Origin of the sequence: Georgenia daeguensis, from assembly GCF_039537705.1 — a bacterium.
In the GTDB taxonomy this organism is placed as follows: domain Bacteria; phylum Actinomycetota; class Actinomycetes; order Actinomycetales; family Actinomycetaceae; genus Georgenia; species Georgenia daeguensis.
In genome coordinates this window covers 82,519-106,960 of record NZ_BAABBA010000006.1, presented here as the reverse complement: position 1 = coordinate 106,960, position 24,442 = coordinate 82,519, and the positions used below count along the sequence as shown (strand labels likewise).

Below are 24,442 nucleotides of genomic sequence, written 5' to 3'. Positions count from 1 at the left end.
CGGCTGAGCCGTACGCCTGCAGCCGCATCGGCTGAGCCGTACGCCTGCAGCGGGATCGACTGACCGGGCTGATTCCCCTCAGCCCTGGGACGCCCCCGGTGACGGCGACGTGCCGTCCTCCGACGTGCCCTCGTCCGGACTGCGCGGCGTCCCGCCCTCGGGCTCGCCGTCGGCGGGCCGCGCGGCCGTCGAGCCCTCGGGCGAGGTGCCGGGCGCCGTCGTCCCCGGGCCCGGCGGGGAGGGCAACGTCGTGCCGGGGCCGTCGTCGCGCGGGGAGGCGTCGCCGTCGGCGTCCTCGTCGGCGCTCGGCTGACCTGAGCGCCGGCGCCGCTCCCGCTCGGCCCGGCGCCGCTCCGCCTCGAGGCGCGCCAGGAACTCGGGGTCGTCGTCGGGGGCCACGGGGCCGCTCCTGCGGACGGGACGCGGCGGGGTCGGGGAGCTCCACAGGCCCGGTCGGGCCGAACCGGACCTCGCGGCGTTCGCACGTGCGACCCGGCTGACCACGATCCAGGCCAGCGCCGCGATGCCGGGGAAGAGGATGATGAGGATGACCCACAGGACCTTCGGGATCCCCACGGGCATCTCGTCGTCCGGCGTCCGCACGCAGTCGATGAGCGCGTAGACGACCAGGGCGATGAGCAGCACGACGGGCAGGATGCGAGGCATCTTCCCAGGGTAGGCGGAGCGGCGCACGCGCGTGGCGCCCAGCGCTCACTCTCTGGACACCACGGGTCGGAGCTCCCGGGGCCGCCGCTTACGCTGGGGGGATGCGCCTGCTTGTCTACACCATGCTCCGGCTGGGCCTCGTGGTCGCCGCCGCGGGCGTGCTCTACCTGCTCGGCCTGCGGTCCTGGATCCTCTGGATCGCCGCGGTGGTCGTCGGCGCTCTTCTGTCCTTCGTCCTGTTCGGCCGCCAGCGCGAGGACGCCGCTTCCGTCCTCGCCCAGTACGACCCGCTGCGCGAGGAGCGCCCCACGTTCTCGCCGAAGGCCCAGGAGGACGCCGCCTACGAGGACGCCGTCGTCGACGCGCATGCGCCCGGCTCCGCCGGCGACGACGTCCGGCCCGGCGGGTCCGCCGTCGTCCCGGGGGAGGCGGTCGGCGAGGAGAGCGCGGAGACCGGGCCGGCGGGCGCCGGGCCAGACCGCCCCGCCGACGGCGCCGGCAGCTCCGAGCGGCGCCCGAGCGAGGACCGTTAGAGCGCCAGCCCGACGCCGAGCAGGATGCCGTAGCCAAGCTCCAGCAGTCCGGTGTTCCGCAGCACCGCGATGAGGTCGCGACCGCTCGCGCCCCTGAGCACGGGCCGGGCCAGCCGGACGACCCACGGCAGGAGCACCAGCGTGAGCAGCGACCACGGAGCGACCGGCGCGCACGCGACCGCGAGGACCAGCGGCAGGGCGATCATCGCCACGTAGGTCAGGCGCGCCCGGCGCTCCCCGAGCCGGACCGCGAGCGTCGTCTTGCCGACCTGGGAGTCGGTGGGGATGTCGCGAATGTTGTTGACCATGAGCAGGGCGCAGGCGATCAGCCCGACGCCCGCAGCACCCGCCCAGGCCGGCCAGGACAGCTCCAGCGCCTGCGTCCAGGTGGTCCCGAGCGTCGCCATGAGGCCGAAGAACAGGAAGACGCCGACCTCGCCGAGGCCGAGGTAGCCGTACGGGTGGCTGCCGCCGGTGTAGCCCCAGGCCGCGACCATCGCGACGGCACCGAGCGCGAGCAGCCACCACGTGCCGGACACGGCGACCAGCACGAGCCCGAGTGCCGCGCCGACGGCGAGGCTGAGCAGGGCCGCGCGCTTGACCGCGCCGGGGCTCGCCTTGCCGCCACCCGTGAGCCGGGGCGGTCCGGTGCGGACGTCGTCGGTGCCGCGGACGCCGTCGGAGTAGTCGTTGGCGTAGTTGACCCCTACCTGGAGCGCGAGGGCGACGCCCGCCGCAAGCAACGCACGAGGGACGGAGGCCTGGCCCAGCCCGGCGGCGGCGCCGGTGCCGATGAGGACTGGTGAGACGGCGGCGGGCAGGGTGCGCACGCGCGCGCCTTCCAGCCAGTCGGACAACGAGGCCATGGTGCTCCGTGAAGAAGGGACCGCGCGGCGGCGGAAGGACGGTTCAGGATATCGGGGCGGTGCGGTCGTACCGCTCGGTGCGGAGGACGCCGCCGCTCGCCTCAGGTTCGCCGACCCGGCCTGGTTGGCGGGCCGGGCCGAGTTCGCCGGCCGGGCGTGGTTCGCCGGCCGGGCGTGGTTCGCCGGCCGGACCGGGCACGCCGAGCGCCTCCGCGGCACGGAGCGCGGTGCCCCGACGGTCGACCTTTCCCGGTCCCCGCAGCGGCAGCGAGGTCAGCAGCACGAGCGCGCGCGGGGCATGGGCGCCGCCGAGCCGGGCCGACACCAGCGCACGGAGCTCGTGCAGCTGCGGCACGTCGAGGCCGGGTGCGGGGACGACGACGGCGGTCACCAGCTCACCCCACTCCGGGTCCGGCACGGCGACCACCGCGACCTCGGCGACCGCCGGGTGCTCGGTCAGCACGCGCTCGACCGAGCCGGGGGAGACCTTGATGCCGCCGGTGTTGATGAGATCGTCGACGCGCCCCAGCACGCGCAGGCGCGAGGACCCGGCGACATCGTCGAGGAGCTCGGTCGCGGGGCCGTGGCCGGGGTCAGCAACGACGGCGTCCCCAGGATCGGTGCCTCGTGCGCCGCCGGGGCGGGGGACCAGCGCGCCCCGGTCGAAGGTGCGCAGCCACCGCACGCCGTCGTCGTCGTGGAAGGCGTCGGCGTCGGCGGCGGGGTCGTCGAGGTAGCCCGAGGCCAGCACCGGCCCGGCGATCTCGACGCGGTCGTCCTCACCGACGAGGCGGAGCCGCACGCCCGGCAGCGGCAGGCCGTCGTAGACACAGCCGCCCCCCGTCTCGGTCATCCCGTAGGTGGTCACCACGCACAGCCCCGCCGTGCGCGCCTCGACGAGCGCACGCGGCGCCGTCGCGGCCCCGCCCACGAGGATCGCGGCGAGCCGCCGCAGCGGGGCGACGGCATCCTCGCCCGCCTCGAGGACCCGGACCAGCTGCGTCGGGACGAGGGAGAGGTAGCCAGGCACGTCCGGCCGCATGCCCGCGACGGCGGACGCGAGCTCCCGAGGGTCGAAGCCGTCCGTCGTGTCGAGCACCACCGGCGTCGTCCCGGCGACGACGGAACGGACGAGGACCTGCAGGCCGGCGACGTGGTGCGCCGGCACGGCGAGCAGCCATTGACCCGGGCCCGCGAGCCGCTCCTCGGTCGCACGCGCCGACGCGACCAGCGACTCGCCGGTGAGGGCGACCAGATGCCCCGTCCCGGTGGTCGAGCCCGACGTCTGGAGGACGACAGCGGTGCCGGGCGGAACGTCGCGGCGCAGCCTGGAGCGGAGCACCTCGACGACCGCGGCGCCGTCGTCCCCCTCGGCGTGCGGGACGAGCACGGGGCGGTCGGCGCCGTCCCCGTCGGCGTGCGGGACGACTACGGGGCGGTCGGCCTCCTCGCTGGGGTTGCCCGGCGGGTGCCTCTCGCTGCCGCCGGGCTCCGCCGTCGTGCCCGTGTCCAGGCGCGCCCGGAGGGCGTCGAGGAGAGCGAGGACCGGGCCGGGGCGGGTTCCGCCGGTGATGGGGAGGAACTGACGGGCGTTTTCCGGCGGCGTCGGGAAGGGCGATGGCGCCACCGGGTCGTAGGTCACCGATCCAGCGTAGATCGGGGATTACAGTGTGCGGATCATCAGGCGGAGCGGTGGGACGAGATGCGCTCGAGAGCTCGCGGGAACGGACCTGCTGACCCGGCCGACGACCGCGTGTCCTGCGTACGCGAAGACGTCCGCGGCGGCGCAACCGTCGCGCGTCGGCGTGCTCTCCCGGCGGCCGCCCTCGCCGTCCTCGCCCTCGCGCTCGGGGCGTGCAGCACCCCGACGGTCGGTTCCGCGCCCGGTGCGCCCGTGGCGAAGCCCACGCCGTCGCCCACCACCCCCGCCCCCAGCCCGACTCCCGAGCCCGAGCTCTGGCCGCTCACGGGTGTTGTCGTCGAGAGTGACGGCGCGGACCGGCCGGCCCTGTCCGTCAAGATCGAGAACTCCGCCCCCGCCCGCCCGCAGTCCGGGCTGGAGGACGCCGACATCGTGTGGGAGGAGATGGTCGAGGGAGGCATCACGCGTTTCAACGCGGCGTACCACTCGACCGTGCCCGAGGCGCTCGGGCCCGTCCGATCCATCCGACCGATGGATGCGGCGATCTCCGGTCCGCTGGGCGGACTGCTCGCGTTCTCCGGCGGAGTGCAGCCGTACATCCAGAAGGCACGTGACGCGGGGCTTCAGATCCTGACGGAGGACGGCGGCCACGCGGGCTTCTACCGCGTCTCCACCCGCCGTGCCCCGCACAACCTCTACGGCGACGGCGCGGAGCTCCTCGCCCAGGCCGACGGTTCCCACAAGAAGCCGCCCGCGCAGCAGTTCGCCTACGCCGCCGACTCCGCCTCCGCTTCCGCCGTCGTCGGCGGGCGGCCCGCGGCCGGGATCGACATCCGGTTCCCGAGCACCAACCCGGGCTGGACCTGGCAGGCGGACGGCGACGCCGGTCGCGGCTGGGGACCCGGGGTGTGGCTGCGGGACGAGGCGGGAGCCACCCAGCACGCTGCGGACGGCGATCCGATCGTCGCGACCAATGTCGTCGTCCTGCGGGTGGAGGTGGTGATCACGGAGGCTCGCGACGTCGCCGGCAACCGGGTGCCGGAGACGATCCTCTCCGGCGCCGGGGCGGCCCAGGTGGCCACCGGCGGACACGTCGTCGAGGCGACATGGTCCAAGGCCGGTGACCTCAAGCCGCTCGTGCTCACGGGCAAGGACGGGAAGCCGGTCCAGCTGGCACCGGGCTCGACGTGGATCGAGCTGGTGCCGACGAGCGGCGGTTCGGTCACCGTCGGCTAGGTGACCACCTGCTGACGGGCCGTCAGTAGTAGTAGGGGAAGCCGGACCAGTCGGGGTCCCGACGTTCGATGAACGCGTCCCGGCCCTCGACCGCCTCGTCCGTCATGTAGGCCAGCCGCGTCGCCTCGCCCGCGAACACCTGCTGCCCGGCCATGCCGTCGTCGGCGAGGTTGAACCCGAACTTGAGCATGCGGATCGCCTGCGGCGACTTGGTGGCGACGATCCGGGCGTACTTGAGCGCGAGCGGTTCGAGCTGGTCGTGGTCGGCGACCTCGTTGACCACGCCCCAGCGCTCGGCGGTCTCCGCGTCGTACTCGCGCGCGAGGAAGAAGATCTCCCGGGCCCGCTTGTCACCGACCTGCCGGGCGAGGAGTGCGGAACCGTACCCGGCGTCGAACGAGCCGACGTTCGCGTCGGTCTGCATGAAGCGGGCGTGCTGGCGCGAGGCGATCGACAGGTCGCACACGACGTTGAGGCTGTGGCCCCCGCCCGCCGCCCAGCCCGGGATCGCGGCGATGACCACCTTCGGCATGGTCCGGATGAGGCGCTGGACCTCGAGGATGTGGAGGCGCCCGGCGCGGGCCGGGTCGATCTGCTCGCGGCGCTGCTCGACCGGAGCCTGGTCGTCCGCGCCCTCGGTCTCGTAGCGGTAGCCGTCACGTCCACGGATCCGCTGGTCCCCGCCCGAGCAGAAGGCCCAGCCGCCGTCCTTGGGGCTCGGCCCGTTGCCGGTGAGGATGATGGCCGCGACGTCGGAGGTCATGCGGGCGTGGTCGAGCGCGCGGTACAGCTCGTCGACGGTGTGAGGGCGGAAGGCGTTGCGGACCTCGGGCCGGTCGAAGGCGATGCGCACGACGGGAAGGTCGCGTTCGACGTCACCGCTCCGGTCGACACCGCGGTGGTAGGTGAGGTCGGTGAAGTCGAAGCCTTCGACCTCTCGCCACACCTGGGGATCGAACGTCTCGGAGACCTGGGAAGGCAGCTTGCTCACCCGCATCACCCTAACGGCGGCGCCCGGACCTCCCGTCGGACGAGCACAGCTCACAGACTCGGACCGAGGGACTCGCGACTCAGAATGGCGGCGGCTCGTCGTCGTCCCGAGGGGCACGTGGGGTCCACGGGTCTGGCGTGCGCGGCGGCCGCAGTGCCTCGGGCACGAAGTGCGCGGCGGCGACGTCGACGCGTCCCAGGTAGGTGATGCCGCCGTCGAGCTCCCGCCGGTACTGGTGGCCCGAGCGGGAGGTCCAGTCGAACGTCCCGTCGGGGTTCCGCAGGACGCGGAAGTCGCCGAGCGTCTTGTGCCTGTGGTCGAAGGTGCACATGGAGGCGTTGTTGGCCGCGGAGGTGGGGCCGCCCTGGCTGGCCGGGATGATGTGGTCGAGCTCGCAGCCCGAGGATCGCGTGGAGCAGCCGGGGCGGACGCAGGTGCGGTCCCGTTCACGGATGATCCGTGCGAGGTCGGCCGGTGGCCGGTACTTCGAGCGGCCGACGTCGAGGACGGTGCCGCTGAGGGGCTCGGTCACGAGCCGGCGCCAGGTGCCTCCGAGGGCGAGAGCTCGTGCCGTCGCCGGATCTATCGGGCCGTACCCCTGCAGGGTGCCCGGTTCCCCGCCGCCGAGCAGCGTGGTGAGGGGGACGCTGACGTTGATCTGGACGGGCGCGCCGCCGACGGATCCGATGCGCCAGCCGCTGCGCGGCGGCGGATCGGATGAGGCCGTCGGAGGTGCTGCCGGATCCGGCGCAGATTCCGGTGCCGGTGCCGGTGCCGGTGCTGGTGCTGGTGCCGGTGCTGGAGCTGGCGCCGGTCCAGGTTTCGGCGGCAATTTCGGTGCGCCGTCGGCCTCGGAACGGTTTCCGGAGAGACGATCGATGGGAAGCTGCTCCGGCGGCAGCGGGCCGATCCAGCCGAGCCGTAGTGCGTCGATCCCGATGCCGGCGAGAACGTCGGCGCGCAGCTGGTCGATGGTCCGTTCGTCGCCGGCCGCTCGTGCGGTGCGGGCAGCGCCGTCGAGGGCGAGATCGACCGCGATCGCATCCGCGGCGGGAAGCACGGCGAGGAACGAGGCCATTCCGTCCGGCAGCGTCCTGGTATGCGTGACGCGTCGCTTGCTGCGTGCGGACTGATGGCGCTCCGTCGCGCCCTGCGGGTCCACCTCGATCAGCGCCTGCTCGACGTCCTTCGTGAGCTGGCTGGGCGTACGGCCGGGCGCGCGGGGCAGGACGAGGTCCTCGACCGCCAGGGTCACAGGCAGCGGCTTGCTCTCGAGGGCGCTGGCGATGATGTTCGCCTTGGTCGGGTCGATAGCGCCCCGCTCCAGAGCGTCGTTCGTGGCCGCCAGCGGACCGGAGAGGAGAACGCCGGTGCGCACGATCGTCCCTGCGGCGTGCCGGGTGGTACCCAGGCGCATCGCAAGCTCGGTCGACGCGTGGGGCAGGGACGATCCCGTCCGCGACGCGGGCGACCTGCCGATGACGCCGTACGACGCGATCAGGCCCTGCTCGAGGACAGCGGCGGCCGCACCGCGCCGAGAGGCTGCCCACGACGCGACCCGGGACCACGCCGCGACGGCATCGACGGCGTCCCCCTGGTCGAGGGTCTCCAGGTCGATCCGCGCCAAGGACTGCGCGAGCTCCAGTCCCTCCAGGGAGGCCGAGATGTCGAGAAGCCCACGAACCTCGGCCGCGGTGAGCGAGGAGTCAGGGACGCTCGCTGCGTCTGGGCTGTGACGGCTCGGCCCTTCCGCCGACCCAGCCGAGTAATTCTCCCGGCGTTCCTCGTCGAGGTGTTCCATGAGGGTGTCCACGGCGCCCTCGATCATCCACTCGAGCAGTCCCTCCTCCTGCCGGAGGTCCTCGGGAGGTCGCGGTCGCGACAGGCGTGTGGCGGGCCGCGGTCGCGAGCGAGTCCTGCGCCGCCCTCGGTCCGCAGGCGCGGACGGCGAAGCTGCGCCATGCGCGTCGCGGCCACGTCTCCGGCGGTTGCTGGCCGAGGTCGAACGCCGCCACGGCTCCGCACCGGGTGGTGGCGACACCAGGGCGATCGGCATCGGCGGTTTCTCTCCCGGAGGTGGCGACGCCGCTGGCTTTCCCGAAACACGGGCGGACGCAGTCCCGCAGCGAGGAAGCTCCGGGGCGGGGGCCCACACGAGGTCGGCGTGCGCTGTCGCCCCACGTGGCCGTGGTCGCAACCCCCTGGACCCTGCTTCATCGAACATATGTACAGAGTAAGGGCGGCCACTGACATCGAGCTATGTCACCGCTGACCTGGGAGAGAGTGTTGGGAATGCCGGGCGTGGCCGAGCGCCGGGGGACGGGGAGACTGCGACGCGGGTGAGCGACGTCGGCAGCGTCGGGCGCCCGTGAGCCGCCCACTCCCTATCCTGACCACCATGCCCGCCTCCGCCGTCGACCGGCTTCCCGCTGTCCGCGCCACCTACTCCGTGCCGCTGCGGACGCGGTTCCGCGGGATCACCGTGCGCGACGGCCTGCTCCTGCGCGGCGACGCAGGGTGGGGGGAGGTGTCACCGTTCTGGGACTACGACGCCGCGGAGTCTGTCGCCTGGCTGCGTGCTGGCCTCGAGGCGGCCGAGCAGGGCTGGCCGGATCCCGTCCGGTCCGCGATTCCCGTCAACGTCACGGTCCCGGCGGTCGGGCCGGAGGAGGCGCACAGGATCGTCCGCGAGTCCGGCGGCTGCACGACGGCGAAGGTCAAGGTCGCCGAACCGGGCCAGTCCGTGGCCCAGGAGGAGGCACGCCTGGAGGCGGTCCGCGACGCGCTCGGGCCGGAGGGCCGCATCCGCGTCGACGCCAACGCCGCATGGGACGTGGCGACGGCCGTCGACCGGCTCGCGCTCCTGGACCGGGCCGCCGGCGGCCTCGAGTACGCGGAACAGCCCTGCGCCACCGTCGACGACCTGGCCAGGGTCCGGCGCCGCACCCACGTCCCGATCGCGGCCGACGAGTCGATCCGCCGTGCCGCCGACCCGCTCGCAGTGCGGCGCGCCGAGGCGGCCGACGTCGTCGTCCTCAAGGTCCAGCCGCTCGGGGGCGTTCGGGCGTGCCTGCGTCTCGCCGAGGAGGTGGGGCTGCCGGTCGTCGTCAGCTCGGCGCTGGAGAGCTCGGTGGGCATCGCCGCCGGGGTGGCGCTCGCGGCCGCCCTGCCCGAGCTCCCGTACGCCTGCGGGCTCGCCACGGTGCACCTCTTCGAGCGCGACACGGTCCCCGACCCGCTGCTGCCGGAGGGCGGCGTGATCCCGGTGCGCCGGCCCGAACCCACCTCGGAGAGCCTGGCCGCGACGCGAGCGGACGACGACGTCGCCGCCCGCTGGTCCGACCGCCTCGCCGCCATGGCCGCCCACCTGGAGGTGGCGCGATGAGCGACCGTCGCCCGGACGCCCGCCCGGACGCCCGCCCGGACGCCCGCCCGGCCGCCCGCCCGGCCGCCCGCCCGGCCGCCGCGTCGACCGCCGACGAGCCTGCGACCGCCACGGCGCGGGCGCTCGTCACGGCGCTCGTGGCGCAGGGCGTCCGGCACGTGGTGCTCGCCCCGGGGTCACGCAGCGCCCCGCTGGCCTACGCGCTTCAGGAGGCCGAGCGGGCGGGATGGCTGCGGCTGCACGTCCGCGTCGACGAGCGGGCGGCGGGGTTCGTGGCCGTGGGCCTGTCGCGGGCGGGTGAGGCGCTGGGCGCCCCTGCCCCCGTCGCGGTGGTGACCACCTCAGGCACCGCCGTCGCCAATCTGCACCCCGCCGTGCTCGAGGCCGCCCACTCAGGCCTGCCCCTGGTGATCGTCAGCGCGGACCGGCCGCACGAGATGCGGGGGACCGGCGCCAACCAGACCACCGACCAGGTCGGCATCTTCGGCTCTGCGCCGCGGTTCGCCGTCGACCTGCCCGCCGGTGCCCCTCCCGGGCCGGGGCTTGACCAGGTGGTCACGCGCGCGCTGGCCGCCGCGCGCGGTCTCCGGACCAACGACCCCGGTCCCGTCCACCTCAACGTCGGCCTGCGCGACCCGCTGGCACCCTCGAGCAGGTGGGTGCCGGGGCCCGTGCCCGCGGCGCGCGACGTCGTCGCCCCGGTCGGTCCTCCCCGCGCCGAGACGTTGCTGCCCGGGCCGCGCACGGTCGTCGTTGCCGGCGACGGCGCGGGCCCGGCCGCGCGTGAGCTCGCCGAGCGGGCCGGCTGGCCGCTGCTGGCCGAGCCGACGTCAGGCTCGCGCTCCGGGCCGACGGCGATCGGTCCCTACCGGCTGCTCCTCGCCGACCCCGCGCTGGGGGGTGCGGCCGAACGGGTGGTGGTGCTCGGCCACCCGACGCTCTCACGGCCGGTGAGCACGCTGCTCGCGCGCAGGGACGTCGAGGTGGTGGTGGTCGCGCCGCGCGGCCCGTGGACGGACGTCGCGGGCGTGGCCTCGCGCGTGGCGGGGGCGGTCGCGTTCGCCGGGGAGGCGACGGATGCCACCTGGCTGGAGAGGTGGCGCCGTGCCGCCGACGCGGCGGAGGACGTCATCGGCCGGGCGCTCGCCGACGGGTTCGACGGCCTGCACGTGGCCCGTGCGGTGGCCGGGGCGGACGGGGCCGGCACGCTCGTCGTCGGCTCGTCGAACACGGTGCGCGACCTCGACCTCGTTGCGCTGCCTTGGCAGCCGGGCGAGGCGCCGCGCACGGTCGCCAACCGGGGTCTGGCCGGCATCGACGGCACGGTCGCGACGGCGACCGGCCTTGCGCTGGGCACCGGCGGGCCGGTCCGGGCAGTCATGGGCGACCTCACCTTCCTCCACGACGCCGGAGCGCTGGCACGCGGACGGCTCGAACGTGAGGTCGACCTGCAGATCGTGGTGGTCAACGACTCGGGTGGCGGCATCTTCGCGACGCTCGAGCACGGTGCGCCCGGCCGGGCGGGGGAGTTCGAGCGGATCTTCGGCACACCGCAGGACGTCGACCTCGCCGCGCTCGCGGCGGCCTACGGGGCGCGGCACGGCCTGGCCCGCACGCCGGCCGAGCTCGACGCGGCGCTGCGGGCCCCGGTGCGGGGCCGCTCCGTCGTCGAGGTGCCGGTGGACCGTCGTGGCCTGCGGGATCGACGCGCGGCGCTGACGTCCGACGTGCGCCACGCGGTCCGGTCGGCGCTCGGCTGAGGCGCGCTCGAGTCTGCGGCCTGCGCTCAGGCAACTCCCAGGTTCCGGCAAGCGGCGTCCCAGGTGGGAGGTGTCTGATGGGTTCATCACCGAGACGGAGGATCCCATGAGCAACGACGACCAGCGACCCACCCCCTGGGCCAGGCCGGGGACGCAGGGCCCGCGTGCCTGGCAGGACTCCGGCCAGCAGGCGTCACCCTACGAGGGTGCCCCGCAGGGCACCCGGCCGCCCGCTGCCGTCCCGGCCGGCGCGCAGCAGAGCGGCTACTGGGCCGGATCGTCCTACGTCTCGCCGCAGCCCGGCCAGACTCAGCCCGGCCACGCGCAGCTCGGCCACGGCCAGCCCGGCCACGCTCAGCTCGGCCAGGCACACCCCGGCCACGGCCAGCCAGGCCAGCCGGGCCGCCCCGGACAGCCCGGCGACGCGTTCGGCGGACCGTCCGGCCCCACGGAGCCGGACCGGCCGAGGAAGGGCGACGGCCGCCGTCGTCCCGGCTGGGGCGCGCTCGTGGGCGTGGCGGCCGGGGCCGCCCTGCTCGCCAGCGTCGGCACGGCCGGTCTCACCGGAGCCCTCGACGGCGACGAGCCCGCGGCGACGGCGACCGCGAGCCAGTCCCCGTCGGCGTCATCCTCGAACGCGGCCCCCGTGGTCACCTCGACGACGAACGACCCCGACTGGGCGAACGTCGCCGCGGCGGTGCGTCCCTCTGTCGTCGCCATCGACGTCCGGACGGCGGGCGGCAGCGGTGCGGGGTCCGGCGTGATCCTCGACAAGGAGGGGCACATCCTCACCAACGACCACGTGGTGGGCGACGCCGTCGACGGCGGGCTCGTCGTGACCCTCTCCGACGGACGCATGTACAAGGCGACGATCGCGGGCACCGACCCCGCCACCGACCTCGCCGTCATCACGCTGGCGGACCCGCCCGACGACCTCAAGCCCGCGACGCTCGGGAACTCCGAGGAGGTCGTCGTCGGCGACCCGGTGGTCGCGGTCGGCAACCCGCTCGGCCTGAGCTCGACGGTCACCACGGGCATCGTCTCCGCGCTGGACCGGCCGGTCACCACGTCCGAGGCGCAGGCGCCCGGGCAGCAGGGCACGACCGTGACCACCAACGCCATCCAGGTCGACGCCGCCATCAACCCGGGCAACTCCGGCGGCCCGCTGTTCGACGCCACCGGCCGCGTCATCGGCATCACGAGCTCGATCGCGAGCATGCCGAACGCCGCGGGCGGAAGCTCGGGCAGCATCGGGCTGGGCTTCGCGATCCCGGTCAACCTCGCCAAGCAGGTCGGTCAGCAGCTCATCGACAACGGCGTGGCCGAGCACGCCTACCTCGGTGTGTACATGAGCGACGGCACGGCGGAGGTCGACGGCGCGACGCGCGCCGGCGCCGTCGTCGAGCGTCTCGACCAGGGCACCCCGGCCGCCGAGGCCGGCGTCCAGCCCGGCGACGTGATCGTGGCCATCGACGGCGATCCCGTCAACGGCGCCGAGTCGCTGACGGGCTACGTCCGCCAGTACGCGAGCGGCGACAAGGTCACTCTGACCATCGTGCGCGACGGCAAGGAGACCGAGGTCCAGGCCACGCTGGCCACCCGCCAGGACCAGCTCTGAGGACCGCGCGCCGGTCCGCGTCCCTTCCCCCGGGCGCGGGCCGGCGCGCCGCTGCCCCAGGCTGGAGGGCTAGGCGACCACGGAGGCGGGCGGGATCAGGGGCGCGAACGCCACGCGAGAGCGCGCGCGACCTGCATGGCTGGCGCGCTCAGCCGCCCAGCGCCTCGCGCATGGGCCGCAGCTTCGCCTCGGACTCCGCCAGCTCGGCCTCGGGGTCGGACGCCGCGACGACGCCGCACCCGGCGAAGAGCCGCATGGCGTGGGCGTCGGTGGGGGAGATCTCGCCGGAGCGCAGGCCGATGCCCCACTCGCCGTCGCCGTCGGACCCGATCCAGCCCACGGGCCCGGCGTAGCGTCCGCGGTCCATCCGTTCGGCCTCGGCGAGGATCGCGGTGGCCACCGGCGTGGGCGTGCCGCCCACCGCGGCGGTGGGGTGCAGCGCGGCGGCCAGCGCCAGGCTCGACGGGCCGCGGCCGCCGGGGGAGTGCGCGGGGAACGTGCTCGGGTGGCCGAAGGTGCCGTCGACGACGCCGGTCACGTCGGTCGCCAGATGCATGACGTTGGGCAGGTGGAGCACGAACGGCGCGTCCGGCACGTTGATCGACGCGCAGTAGGGGCGCAGGCCCCGGACGAGCGAGGCGACCGCGAGCTCGTGCTCCTCGAGGTCCTTGGACGAGCGTGCGAGCTGGGCGGCGCGCCGGAGGTCGTCGGCGTCGTCGCCGGTCCGCCGGATCGTGCCCGCGAGCACCCGGCTCGCGGCCAGACCTTTCTCGCGGCGGACGAGCAGCTCCGGCGTCGCGCCGACGAGGCGGTCCACGCTGAAGGTCCAGCAGCCGGGGTAGCTGGTGGCGAGCCGGCCGAGGAGATGACGCACGTCGACCGGCCGCTCGGTGCGGACGACGACGTCGCGCGCCATCACCACCTTGGACACCTCACCCGCCCGGATCCGGCGCACGACGTCCGCGACCGCGGCCACCCAGTCGGCGGAGGCGAGCGCGCCGTCGGCGAAGGTCGCCACGCCCGGCGCGGTGACCGGCTCGGGCGCGGGCAGCGGGCCCGGCCGGCCCGCCGACGGCGACACGGTCGTCATCCACGCCACGCCGTCGCGGCGGCCCACCACCACCTCGGGCACCACCAGCACACCGCCGGCGGCGGAGCCGGGGGCGAAGGAGAAGGAACCGAAGGCCACGGGGCCGGTGCCGGGCACGCCGACCTCGTCGACGATCTCCAGCTCGGCCACCGTCCTGGCCCACGCGACGTCGGCGTCGCGGATCCGGCCCGGGCCCGACGTCTCGATGCGGATCGCCCGGCCCCAGCCGACCAGCCCCTCGCCGCGGCGGACCCACGAGAAGGTCGCGGCGGCGTCGGGCGCCGGGAGGAGCGCGAGGAGGTCGCCCGGGTCCGGGATCGCGACGGTGCGCGCCACCAGCGGGGTCTCGCGCGGCGACGGCGCGACGGCGTGGATCGCGGACGCGCCCGTTCGGCGCGGAGTTTCGGTCGGCATCGCGGTCACTGTATTCCCCCGGGCGCGGGGCGGCTCCCGGACCTGGGATGATCACCCCATGAGCCGTGCCAGCCTCGAGAAGAACCCGCGGGAGGTCGCCGGGATGTTCGACGGCGTCGCCCGCCGCTACGACCTGACGAACGACGTCCTCTCCCTCGGGCAGGACCGCATCTGGCGGGTCGCCACGCGCAAGGCCGTCGGGGCCCGCCCGGGCGAGCGCGTGCTCGACCTCGCCGCCGGCACCGGGACCTCCTCGGAGGAGTACGCGGACGCCGGCATCGACGTCGTCCCCTGCGACTTCTCGACGGGGATGATGGGCGTGGGCAAGCGCCGCCGGCCCGATCTGCCGTTCGTCGCCGGCGACGCCATGGCGCTGCCGTTCGCCGACGAGACCTTCGACGTCGTGACCATCTCCTTCGGACTGCGCAACGTCGCCGACACGGACCGCGGCCTGCGCGAGATGCTCCGGGTCACCCGGCCCGGCGGGCGGCTCGTGGTGTGCGAGTTCTCCCGGCCCACGTGGGCCCCGTTCCGCGCGCTCTACGAGTTCTACCTCGGCCAGGCCCTTCCCCGGATGGCGTCCCTGGTCTCGTCCAACACGGACGCCTACACCTACCTGGCGGAGTCCATCGTGACCTGGCCCGGCCAGGTCGAGCTGGCACGCACGATCCAGCGGGCCGGGTGGCGCAAGGTCGCCTACCGGAACCTCTCCGGCGGCATCGTGGCGCTCCACCGCGCGGTCCGGCCCGCGTGACGCCGCGTCGAGCACGTCCGGAGCGCCGCCGACAGGGACGTTGGTCCCCGAACCCCGCCGCCGACGAGACTTAGGCTCGCCTAACAAGACGACCGGGGCCGGGATTAATAAACTCCTGGCCATCAGGGCCGATGCGCCCCTCACCTTCCTGGAGCGATGACGTTGGGAACCGCTGTGCGTGCAGAGGCCGAGGCCGACGTCATCGTCGTCGGCGCGGGGCCGGGCGGTGCCGCCACGGCCCACTACCTCGCCGCCACCGGACTGTCGGTCCTGCTCCTGGAGAAGGGCACCTTCCCGCGCGACAAGATCTGCGGCGACGGCCTGACCCCGCGCGCCGTCGCCGAGCTCATCCGGATGGGCGTTCCCACCCCCGAGTCCGACGGCTGGATCCGCAACTGGGGGCTGCGCACCCACGGTGCCGGGCACACGATCGAGCTGCCCTGGCCCGAGCTCGCCGAGATGCCGGCCTACGGCCTGGCGCGCTCGCGGATGAACCTCGACGAGACGCTCGCCCGGCACGCCCAGGCCTCCGGCGCCGACCTGCGTGAGGGCATGGCCGTCACGGGCCCCCTCCGTCATGAGCGCTCCGGCCGCATCCTCGGCGTCACCGCACGCCCCGTCGACGCGAACGGGCGTCGTGCCGGCGAGGAGGTCACCTTCCGCGCCCCCGTCGTCGTGGACGCCGGCGGCGTGTCCGCGCGCCTGGCGACCTCGATGGGCATCGAGAAGGACATGAACCGCCCCATGGGCGTGGCCGTCCGTACCTACTTCCGCTCGCCCCGCCACGACGACCCGATGATGGAGTCGCACCTGGAGCTGTGGGACGGCAGGCCGGGGGAGTCGAACCTCATGCCCGGCTACGGGTGGATCTTCGCCCTCGGCGACGGCACCGTGAACGTGGGCCTCGGCTCGCTCTCCTCGACGGCGAAGCCCACCGGCCTGGACTACAAGGCCATGTTCCGCACCTGGATGCGCAACGCGCCGGAGGAGTGGGAGCTCACCGAGGAGAACCAGATCGGCGAGCTGCGCTCCGCCGCCCTGCCGATGGCGTTCAACCGCAAGCCCCACTACAGCCAGGGGCTGCTGCTGGTCGGCGACTCCGGCGGCATGGTCTCGCCGTTCAACGGCGAGGGCATCGCCTACGCCATGCAGTCCGGCCGCATCGCCGCCGACGTCATCTCCCAGGCGCTCTCGCGCAGCTCCGGGTACGCGCTGGAGAAGACGCTGCGCACCTACCCCAAGATCCTCGCCGAGGAGCTCGGCGGGTACTACTCGCTCGGCCAGGCCTTCGCGAAGCTCATCGAGCGGCCGGAGATCATGCGCCTGTGCGTGAAGTACGGGCTGCCCCGCCCCACCCTCATGCGCTTCACGATGAAGCTGCTCTCCGACGGCTTCGACCGTCGCGACGGGGACTGGATGGACCGGACCATCACCGCCCTGACCAAGCTGGCTCCGGCGTCATGACGCGCAGAGGGGTCCGAGAGGTGGGCGTGGCGAGGGTCGTGGTGCAGAACACGTACGCTGGCGAGGAGACGGCTGTCACATGGGCTGACGGTCGTCGTGGTGAACTGACGGAGGCACGATGACGAACCCCTACGTCCCGCTGCTCATCATGGCGGGCGTCGCCGCGGCGATGGCGATCGGCGGCCTGGCGGCCAGCGCCGTCATCGGCCCGAAGCGCTACAACCGCGTGAAGGTGGCGAACTACGAGTGCGGCATCGAGCCGACGCCGCGCGCGACCGGTTCCGGGCGCTTCCCGGTGAAGTACTACCTGATCGCCATGACGTTCATCATCTTCGACATCGAGGTGGTCTTCCTCTACCCCTGGGCGGTGGCGTTCTCCGAGCTCGCCGTCTTCGGGCTGGTGGCCATGCTCGGCTTCATCTTCCTGATCACGGTGCCGTACGTGTACGAGTGGCGCCGCGGCGGGCTCGAGTGGGACTGAGGTAGAGAAGAACATGGGTATCGAGGAGAAGGTCCCGGCCGGGTTCATGCTCGGCACGGTCGAGAAGGTCGTGGGCCTGGCCCGCAAGTCGTCCGTCTGGCCCGTCACCATGGGGCTCGCGTGCTGCGCCATCGAGATGATGGCCACCGGCACGCCGCGCTTCGACATCTCGCGCTTCGGCATGGAGGTCTTCCGCGCGTCCCCGCGTCACGCGGACCTGATGATCGTCTCGGGCCGCGTGAGCCACAAGATGGCTCCGGTCATCCGCAACGTCTACGACCAGATGCCCGAGCCCAAGTGGGTCATCTCCATGGGCGTGTGCGCGTCCTCGGGCGGGATGTTCAACAACTACGCCATCGTGCAGGGCGTCGACCACATCCTCCCGGTCGACATCTACCTGCCCGGCTGCCCGCCGCGGCCCGAGATGCTGCTCAACGCCATCCTCGAGCTGCACGAGCAGATCCGGAACTCCCCGCTGGGCGTCAACCGCGAGGAGGCCGCGCGCAAGGCCGAGGAGGCCGCGCTGGCCGCCACCCCGACCCACCAGATGAAGGGCCTGCTGGCGTGAGCGAGCGAAACGACGAGAAGCAGTCGGCCGCCGACGCCGCCAAGCCGGGCGCGGTGGCACCCGGCGTCGGGCACCCCGCCACGGCGAGCGCGCTGGAGGCCGGCTCGCAGAACGTCCCCGCCGGCCCCCGCGGCGCGCGCACCCAGCTCGAGGTGATCGCCACCCACCGCGGCCTCTTCGGCGTCCAGGACACCGGCGACACGTCCGGCTTCGGCGGCCTGGTCTCCACCATCGCCCTGCCGCCGGCGTCCGAGCGGCCCTACGGCGGCTGGTTCGACGAGGTCGTCGACGTCCTCGTCGAGATCCTCACCGAGCAGGGGCTGGACCCGGAGGCCGTCCTCGAGAAGGTCGTCGTCGACCGCGGCGAGCTGACCATCTTCGTCACCCGCGAGCACATCGACACGGTCTGCCGCGCCCTGCGCGACGACCAGGACCTGCGCTTCGAGCTGTGCCTCGGCGTCTCCGGCGTCCACTACCCGCAGGACCGCGGCCGCGAGCTGCACGCCGTCTACCACCTGATGTCCGTCACGCACGTGCGCCAGCTCCGCCTGGAGGTCGCCTGCCCGGAGTCCGACCCGCACATCCCCACGGTCGTCGACACCTACCCGGGCAACGACTGGCACGAGCGCGAGACGTGGGACATGTTCGGCATCGTCTTCGACGGCCACCCGTCCCTCGCCCGCACCCTGATGCCGGACGACTGGGTGGGCCACCCCCAGCGCAAGGACTACCCGCTCGGCGGCATCCCCGTCGAGTACAAGGGGGCCGTCGTGCCGCCGCCCGACAACCGGAGGTCGTACCGCTGATGTCCGCGTCCACCAACGCCCGCCCCACCGCAGCCCGCCCGGCCGGTGAGGCGCCCGGGGCGCCGGAGTTCGTCGCCGAGGGCGGCGACTGGGCGGAGATCGCCGCCGAGGCCGAGCGCCTCGGCGAGGAGCGCATCGTCGTCAACATGGGCCCGGTGCACCCCTCGACCCACGGCGTGCTCCGGCTCGTCCTCGAGATCGACGGCGAGACGGTGCGGGAGCTGCGGGTCGGCACCGGCTACCTGCACACCGGCATCGAGAAGAACATGGAGTACCGCACCTGGACCCAGGGCGTGACGTTCTGCACCCGCATGGACTACGTCGCCCCCTTCTTCCAGGAGGTCGCCTACTGCCTCGGCGTGGAGAAGCTCCTCGGGGTCACCGACGAGGTGCCCGTGCGCGCCTCCCTCATCCGGGTGCTCCTGATGGAGCTCAACCGCATCGCGTCCCACCTCGTCGCCATCGGCACCGGCGGCAACGAGCTCGGCGCGACCACGATGATGACGGTCGCCTTCCGCGGCCGCGAGGACATCCTGCGGATCTTCGAGCGCATCACCGGCCTGCGCATGAACCACGCGTTCATCCGCCCCGGTGGCGTGGCGCAGGACCTGCCCCCGGGCACCACGGACTACGTGCGCGAGCTGCTGCCGAACATCCGCCTGTCGGTCAAGGAGCTGCAGGACCTCACGGTCGAGAACCCGATCTTCAAGCGCCGCCAGCAGAAGGTCGGCTACGTCTCCCTCGCCGCGTCGATGGCACTGGGCCTGACCGGCCCGTCCGTGCGCGCCGCCGGCCTGCCGCTGGACCTGCGCAAGCTGCAGCCCTACTGCGGCTACGAGACGTACGACTTCGAGGTTCCCACCCGGGACTACTCCGACTCCTACAACCGCACCATGGTCCGGTTCGAGGAGTGCTACGAGTCCATCAAGATCGTGCTGCAGGCCCTCGACCGCCTCGACGCGACGCCGGGGCCGGTCATGGTGGCGGACAAGAAGATCGCCTGGCCCGCGCAGCTCTCGATCGGCTCCGACGGGCAGGGGAACTCCCTGGAGCACATCAAGGAGATCATGTCGACCTCCATGGAGTCCCTCATCCACCACTTCAAGCTGGTGACCGAGGGCTTCCGCGTGCCGGCCGGGCAGGCGTTCGTCACCGTCGAGCACGCCAAGGGCGTCATGGGCGTCCATGTCGTCTCCGACGGCGGCACCCGCCCGTACCGGGCCCACTTCCGCGACCCGTCGTACTCCAACCTCCAGTCCACGGCGATGATGACCGAGGGCGGCCAGCTGGCCGACGTCGTCGTCACCCTCGCCTCGCTCGACCCCGTCCTGGGAGGGGTGGACCGCTGATGTCGTCCGAAACCTTCGCCCCCGAGGCCGACGCGCGCCTGCGCGCCGAGGCCGCCGAGATCATCTCGCGCTACCCCGAGCCCCGCTCGGCCCTGCTGCCGATGCTGCACCTCGTGCAGTCCGAGGACGGCTTCGTCTCCCCCCGCGGCATCGCGCTGTGCGCCGACATCCTCGGCCTCACCCGCGCCGAGGTCTCCGCGGTGGCGACGTTCTACACCCAGTACAAGCGCCACCCCAACGGCGACTACACCGTCGGCGTGTGCACCAACGCGCTGTGCGCCGTCATGGGCGGCGACATCATCTTCGAGCGGGTCTCCGAGCACCTCGGCATCGGCCACGACGAGACGACGGCGGACGGGAAGATCACCCTCGAGCAGGTCGAGTGCAACGCGGCCTGCGACTACGCACCCGTGGTGATGGTGAACTGGGAGTTCTTCGACAACCAGACCCCCACCTCCGCGATCGAGCTGGTCGACCAGATCACCGCGGGCGAGCCGGTCCGGCCCACCCGCGGCGCCGACACGGTCGCCACCTTCAAGGAGATCTCCCACGTCCTCGCCGGCTTCGAGGACGGGCGCGCGAACGAGGGCGTCGGCGCCGGCGAGTCCACCCTGCTCGGGCTGCGGATCGCCCGCGAGAACAACTGGCGCGCGCCGCAGGTGCGCGACGACTCCCAGGGCCACGGCCAGGCCGCCGCCGGCGGGCCCGCCACCACCACACCCGGCGTCGACCTCGCGGGGTCCACGGCCTCGGGGACCGTGCCGGTCGGCGAGGTGCAGTCCAGCGCGGAGCGCAAGCCGACCACCGAGGCGGACGTCTCGGCGGAGACGGTCGACAAGGACGTCAAGAAGGAGGCGCAGTGAGCATCACGGCACCGGGTCGGCTCACGCCGATCCTCTCCGACATCTGGGACGCCGAGCGGTCCTGGACGCTTGCCACCTACCGCGACCGCGGCGGCTACGAGGGCCTGGCCAAGGCCCTGACGATGCCGCCCGAGGACGTTGTCGCCGAGGTCAAGGCCTCCGGCCTGCGCGGCCGCGGCGGCGCCGGCTTCCCGACCGGGCTGAAGTGGTCCTTCCTGCCCAAGCCCGACGGCGGCCCCCGCTACCTCGTGGTCAACGCCGACGAGTCCGAGCCGGGCACCTGCAAGGACATCCCGCTCATGCTCGCCAACCCGCACGCCCTGGTCGAGGGCGTCGCGATCACCTCCTACGCCATCGGCGGCCACCACGCGTTCATCTACCTGCGCGGGGAGACCGTGCACGTCTACCGCCGGCTGCTCGCCGCGGTGCGCGAGGCGCGCGAGGCCGGGCTCATCGGCACGGGCCTGGGGCCGAACGGCGACTACGACCTGGAGATCACGGTCCACGCCGGCGCGGGCGCCTACATCTGCGGCGAGGAGACGGCGCTGCTCGACTCCCTCGAGGGCCTGCGCGGCCAGCCGCGCCTGAAGCCGCCGTTCCCCGCCGTCGCCGGCCTGTACGCGCGCCCCACGGTGGTCAACAACGTCGAGTCCGTCGCGTCCGTGCCCACGATCATCAAGCACGGCAAGGACTGGTTCACCTCCATGGGCACGGAGAAGAGCGCGGGCCACGGCCTGTTCTCGGTGTCCGGCCACGTGAAGAACCCCGGCCAGTTCGAGGCCCCGCTCGGCATCACGATGCGCGAGCTCATCGAGCTCGCGGGCGGCATGCGCGAGGGGCACCGGCTGAAGTTCTGGACGCCCGGCGGTTCCTCGACGCCGATCCTCACCGAGGCCGAGCTGGACGTCCCGCTCGACTACGAGTCCGTGGGGGCGGCCGGCTCGATGCTCGCCACGCGCGCCCTGATGGTCTTCGACGAGACCACCTCGGTGGTCCGGGTCATCGCGCGCTGGACGGACTTCTACCAGCACGAGTCCTGCGGCAAGTGCACGCCCTGCCGCGAGGGCACCTACTGGATGAAGCAGGTCATGCACCGCCTCGAGGCGGGCCAGGGCCTGCCCAGCGACGTCGACCTCCTCCTCGACGTCTCCGCCAACATCGCCGGCCGCTCCTTCTGCGCGCTCGGCGACGCCTCCGCCACCCCGATCCAGAGCGGCATCAAGCACTTCCGTTCCGAGTTCGAGGCGGGCACGCACACGCCGGCCTGGGAGCTCTTCCCGTACGAGGCCTCGGCCATCTTCAGCGAAGCAGGTGTTCGATGACCGCCACGACCGACCGTCAGTCCGAGGCCCCGGTCGAGCTGCACACGGTGACCATCGACGGCGTCGAGGTCCAGGTCCCCAAGGGAACCCTGGTCATCCGCGCCGCCGAGCAGGCCGGGATCCAGATCCCGCGCTTCTGCGACCACCCGCTGCTCGCCCCCGCGGGGGCGTGCCGCCAGTGCCTGGTCGACGTGTCCACCCCGGACCGCGAGGGCAACCTCCGCCCGATGCCGAAGCCGCAGGCCTCCTGCACGCTCGAGGCCACCCCGGGCATGGTCGTCGCCACCCAGCACACCTCCGACGTCGCCGAGAAGGCCCAGCACGGGATCATGGAGTTCCTCCTGATCAACCACCCGCTGGACTGCCCCGTCTGCGACAAGGGCGGCGAGTGCCCGCTGCAGAACCAGGCGATGAGCAACGGCCGAGCCACCACGCGGTTCGTGGACATCAAGCGCACGTTCCCCAAGCCGATCAAGATCTCCACGCAGATCCTGCTCGACCGTGACCGCTGCATCCTGTGCCAGCGCTGCACCCGGTTCTCCGACCAGATCGCCGGCGACCCGTTCATCGCCCTCCAGGGCCGCGGCGGCGGCTCGCCGCGCGACGAGGTCCACGGGATCAACGGCTCGCAGATCGGCGCCTTCGACGAGCACATCCTGCACTTCACCTCCTCCGGCGAGGAGGAGCCGCTCGTGCTCGCCCCCGACATGGTCGGGCCCAAGGGCGTGGCGGGCCTGACCGACGGTCTGGCCGTCGGGCCGCTCGGCGAGGCGGAGATGGACACCTCCGGGCGCCCCTTCGCGTCCTACTTCTCCGGCAACACCATCCAGATCTGCCCGGTGGGCGCGCTGACCTCGGCCTCGTACCGGTTCCGCTCGCGTCCGTTCGACCTCGTCTCCACCCCCTCCGTCGCGGAGCACGACGCGTCGGGCTCGGCCATCCGCGTCGACCACCGCCGCGGCGTGGTCCTGCGCCGTCTCGCGGGCGACGACCCGGAGGTGAACGAGGAGTGGATCACCGACAAGGACCGCTTCGCCTTCACCTGGCAGTCCGCCCCGGACCGCCTGACCCTGCCCCTGGTGCGCGACGAGCAGACCGGGGAGCTCGTGCCCACCAGCTGGTCCGAGGCGCTCGACCTCGCCGCCACGGGCCTGCGCCGGGCCCGTGAGGCCGGCGGCGTCGGCCTGCTGCCGGGCGGGCGCCTGACCCTCGAGGACTCCTACGCCTGGTCGAAGTTCGCCCGGGTCGTCCTGGGCACGAACGACGTCGACCACCGCGCCCGCGTCCACACGGACGAGGAGGCTGAGTTCCTGGCCCACCACGTGGCCGCCCGCGGCCTCGGCGTGACGTTCTCGGACATCGAGAAGGCCGGGCAGGTGCTGCTCGTCGGGCTGGAGCCCGAGGAGGAGGCCGGCACCATCTTCCTGCGGCTGCGCAAGGGCGTCCTCGCCCGCACGGTCCAGGTGGCCACGGTCGCCCCGCTGGCCACGCGCGGCGCCACCAAGCTGCGCGCCCAGCTCGTCACCGCGGCCCCCGGCACGGAGCCGGAGGTCCTCGACGCGATCGTCGCCGGCGGCCAGGTGGCCGACCTCGCGACGCTCGCCGAGCGGCTCGCGGCGCCGGGCGCCGTCATCCTCGTGGGGGAGCGGGCCGCCGCCGTGCGCGGCACCCTCTCCGCCGTCTCCGCCCTCGCGGCCCGCACCGGTGCCCGCCTGGCGTGGGTGCCGCGGCGCGCCGGCGAGGTCGGCGCGGTCGACGCCGGGCTCCTGCCCGGTCTGCTGCCCGGCGGGCGCTCCGTCGCCGACGTCCAGGCGCGGGTCGACGCCGGTGCGGTGTGGGGCGTGGACTCCCTGCCGTCCGCCGCCGGGCGCGACCTGACCGGCATCCTGACCGCCGCGCGCGACGGCGCCCTGGGCGGCCTCGTGGTCGGCGGCCTCGAGCCGCGCGACCTGCCCGACCCCGCTCTGGCCCGGGCGGCGCTGGCCGCCGCCGGCTTCGTCCTCCAGCTGGAGGTGCGCCGCTCCGAGGTCACCGAGCACGCCGACGTCGTGCTGCCGGTGGCCCCGCCGGTGGAGAAGGCTGGCACCTATCTGAACTGGGAGGGACGGGTGCGCCCCTTCGGGCAGGTGCTCGTCTCCCGGGCGCTCTCGGACCGCCAGGTGCTGCACTCGCTCGCCGCCGAGATGGGCGTGGACCTGCGCCTGGCGGACCTGACCGTCGTCCACGACGAGCTCGCGGACCTCGCCGGCTGGACCGGCGAGCGTCCCGCCGCGCCGATCGTGGCCGCCGGACCCCTGCCCGCCCCGGGCGAGGGCCAGGCGGTGCTGGCCACGTGGAAGCTGCAGCTGGACTCCGGCCGCGGCCAGGACGGCGAGCCGCACCTCGCCGGCACCGCCCACCGCCCGGTGGTTCGTCTCAGCCCCGAGACCGCGGCCGCGCTCGGCGTGGTCGACGGCGACCGGGTCACCGTGACCGGCCCCGCGGGCGCGGTCACCCTGCCGCTGTCGTTGACCACGATGCCCGCGCACGTGGTCTGGCTGCCGGAGAACTCCCCGGGCTCGAGCGTGCACGACATGCTCGGCGCGGGGGCCGGCGCCGTCGTCGCCCTGTCCGCCGCGGAGGTGGCCCAGTGAG

The 24,442-nt window shown here is 73.8% G+C and carries 20 protein-coding genes; 14 read left to right on the top strand and 6 right to left on the bottom strand.

All coding sequences use genetic code 11. From position 1 onward, the window contains the following. Positions 1-78: 78 nt before the first annotated feature. Entirely contained in the window at positions 79-666 is a 588-nt protein-coding gene (locus ABD774_RS07785) for a PLD nuclease N-terminal domain-containing protein (protein WP_345039523.1), read from the bottom strand. 101 nt (positions 667-767) lie between these two features. Between ABD774_RS07785 and ABD774_RS07780 the strand changes: the two genes are divergently transcribed. After that, positions 768-1,199: a DUF4229 domain-containing protein gene (locus tag ABD774_RS07780; RefSeq protein WP_345039520.1), complete on the top strand. Its 432-nt coding sequence runs from the start codon at positions 768-770 to the stop codon at positions 1,197-1,199. Here the strand turns inward: ABD774_RS07780 and ABD774_RS07775 are convergent. Both ABD774_RS07775 and ABD774_RS07770 read right to left on the bottom strand, forming a co-directional pair. Beyond that, on the bottom strand, positions 1,196-2,065 hold the full coding sequence (locus ABD774_RS07775; protein ID WP_345039518.1) for a 1,4-dihydroxy-2-naphthoate polyprenyltransferase: 870 nt from the start codon (positions 2,063-2,065) through the stop codon (positions 1,196-1,198). The genes ABD774_RS07780 and ABD774_RS07775 overlap by 4 nt on opposite strands. Before the next feature lie 43 nt (positions 2,066-2,108). Continuing rightward, entirely contained in the window at positions 2,109-3,707 is a 1,599-nt protein-coding gene (locus ABD774_RS07770) for an AMP-binding protein (protein ID WP_345039516.1), read from the bottom strand. Positions 3,708-3,959: 252 nt separating this feature from the next. On the opposite strand from ABD774_RS07770, the gene ABD774_RS07765 reads away from it, so the two are divergent. Continuing rightward, a complete protein-coding gene (locus tag ABD774_RS07765) occupies positions 3,960-4,943 on the top strand; it encodes a DUF3048 domain-containing protein (protein WP_345039514.1) in 984 nt (327 codons plus the stop codon). A 22-nt stretch (positions 4,944-4,965) separates the two neighbouring features. Here the strand turns inward: ABD774_RS07765 and ABD774_RS07760 are convergent, their stop codons facing one another. After that, positions 4,966-5,940 carry a 1,4-dihydroxy-2-naphthoyl-CoA synthase gene (locus tag ABD774_RS07760; RefSeq protein ID WP_345039511.1) on the bottom strand — a complete coding sequence of 325 codons (975 nt, stop codon included), beginning with the start codon at positions 5,938-5,940 and terminating at the stop codon, positions 4,966-4,968. Positions 5,941-6,013: 73 nt separating this feature from the next. Continuing rightward, positions 6,014-7,762: an HNH endonuclease signature motif containing protein gene (locus ABD774_RS07755; RefSeq protein ID WP_345039509.1), complete on the bottom strand. Its 1,749-nt coding sequence runs from the start codon at positions 7,760-7,762 to the stop codon at positions 6,014-6,016. A 570-nt stretch (positions 7,763-8,332) separates the two neighbouring features. Between ABD774_RS07755 and ABD774_RS07750 the strand changes: the two genes are divergently transcribed. From ABD774_RS07750 to ABD774_RS07740, 3 genes are all read left to right on the top strand, one after another. After that, a complete protein-coding gene (locus ABD774_RS07750) occupies positions 8,333-9,319 on the top strand; it encodes an o-succinylbenzoate synthase (RefSeq protein ID WP_345039506.1) in 987 nt (328 codons plus the stop codon). Next, entirely contained in the window at positions 9,316-11,079 is a 1,764-nt protein-coding gene (gene menD / locus ABD774_RS07745; RefSeq protein WP_345039504.1) for a 2-succinyl-5-enolpyruvyl-6-hydroxy-3-cyclohexene-1-carboxylic-acid synthase, read from the top strand. The genes ABD774_RS07750 and menD overlap by 4 nt, the downstream gene beginning before the upstream one ends. A gap of 106 nt (positions 11,080-11,185) precedes the next feature. Further along, positions 11,186-12,697: a S1C family serine protease gene (locus ABD774_RS07740; protein WP_345039502.1), complete on the top strand. Its 1,512-nt coding sequence runs from the start codon at positions 11,186-11,188 to the stop codon at positions 12,695-12,697. Positions 12,698-12,845: 148 nt separating this feature from the next. Here the strand turns inward: ABD774_RS07740 and ABD774_RS07735 are convergent, their stop codons facing one another. Further along, positions 12,846-14,201, bottom strand: a complete 1,356-nt coding sequence (locus tag ABD774_RS07735; protein ID WP_345039500.1) for an isochorismate synthase — start codon at positions 14,199-14,201, stop codon at positions 12,846-12,848. Positions 14,202-14,259: 58 nt separating this feature from the next. Between ABD774_RS07735 and ABD774_RS07730 the strand changes: the two genes are divergently transcribed. The 9 genes from ABD774_RS07730 (at position 14,260) to ABD774_RS07690 (ending at position 24,441) form a co-directional block, all read left to right on the top strand. Then, positions 14,260-14,955, top strand: coding sequence for a demethylmenaquinone methyltransferase (locus ABD774_RS07730; RefSeq protein ID WP_345039498.1), 696 nt, complete (start codon positions 14,260-14,262; stop codon positions 14,953-14,955). Between the two features lie 156 nt (positions 14,956-15,111). Beyond that, positions 15,112-16,419 carry a geranylgeranyl reductase family protein gene (locus ABD774_RS07725; RefSeq protein ID WP_345039497.1) on the top strand — a complete coding sequence of 436 codons (1,308 nt, stop codon included), beginning with the start codon at positions 15,112-15,114 and terminating at the stop codon, positions 16,417-16,419. A 118-nt stretch (positions 16,420-16,537) separates the two neighbouring features. After that, complete coding sequence (locus tag ABD774_RS07720) at positions 16,538-16,900, top strand: NADH-quinone oxidoreductase subunit A (RefSeq protein ID WP_248256524.1); 363 nt, start codon at positions 16,538-16,540, stop codon at positions 16,898-16,900. Between the two features lie 13 nt (positions 16,901-16,913). After that, on the top strand, positions 16,914-17,468 hold the full coding sequence (locus ABD774_RS07715) for an NADH-quinone oxidoreductase subunit B (RefSeq protein ID WP_248256525.1): 555 nt from the start codon (positions 16,914-16,916) through the stop codon (positions 17,466-17,468). Next, positions 17,465-18,274: an NADH-quinone oxidoreductase subunit C gene (locus tag ABD774_RS07710; RefSeq protein WP_345039493.1), complete on the top strand. Its 810-nt coding sequence runs from the start codon at positions 17,465-17,467 to the stop codon at positions 18,272-18,274. Before ABD774_RS07715 ends, ABD774_RS07710 begins: the two co-directional genes overlap by 4 nt. Continuing rightward, entirely contained in the window at positions 18,274-19,623 is a 1,350-nt protein-coding gene (locus ABD774_RS07705) for an NADH-quinone oxidoreductase subunit D (RefSeq protein WP_345039491.1), read from the top strand. Before ABD774_RS07710 ends, ABD774_RS07705 begins: the two co-directional genes overlap by 1 nt. Beyond that, on the top strand, positions 19,623-20,486 hold the full coding sequence (gene nuoE / locus ABD774_RS07700) for an NADH-quinone oxidoreductase subunit NuoE (protein ID WP_345039489.1): 864 nt from the start codon (positions 19,623-19,625) through the stop codon (positions 20,484-20,486). Before ABD774_RS07705 ends, nuoE begins: the two co-directional genes overlap by 1 nt. Then, positions 20,483-21,808, top strand: a complete 1,326-nt coding sequence (nuoF, locus tag ABD774_RS07695; protein ID WP_425554505.1) for an NADH-quinone oxidoreductase subunit NuoF — start codon at positions 20,483-20,485, stop codon at positions 21,806-21,808. Before nuoE ends, nuoF begins: the two co-directional genes overlap by 4 nt. Beyond that, positions 21,805-24,441, top strand: a complete 2,637-nt coding sequence (locus tag ABD774_RS07690; protein ID WP_345039487.1) for an NADH-quinone oxidoreductase subunit G — start codon at positions 21,805-21,807, stop codon at positions 24,439-24,441. The genes nuoF and ABD774_RS07690 overlap by 4 nt, the downstream gene beginning before the upstream one ends. Position 24,442 lies beyond the last annotated feature (1 nt).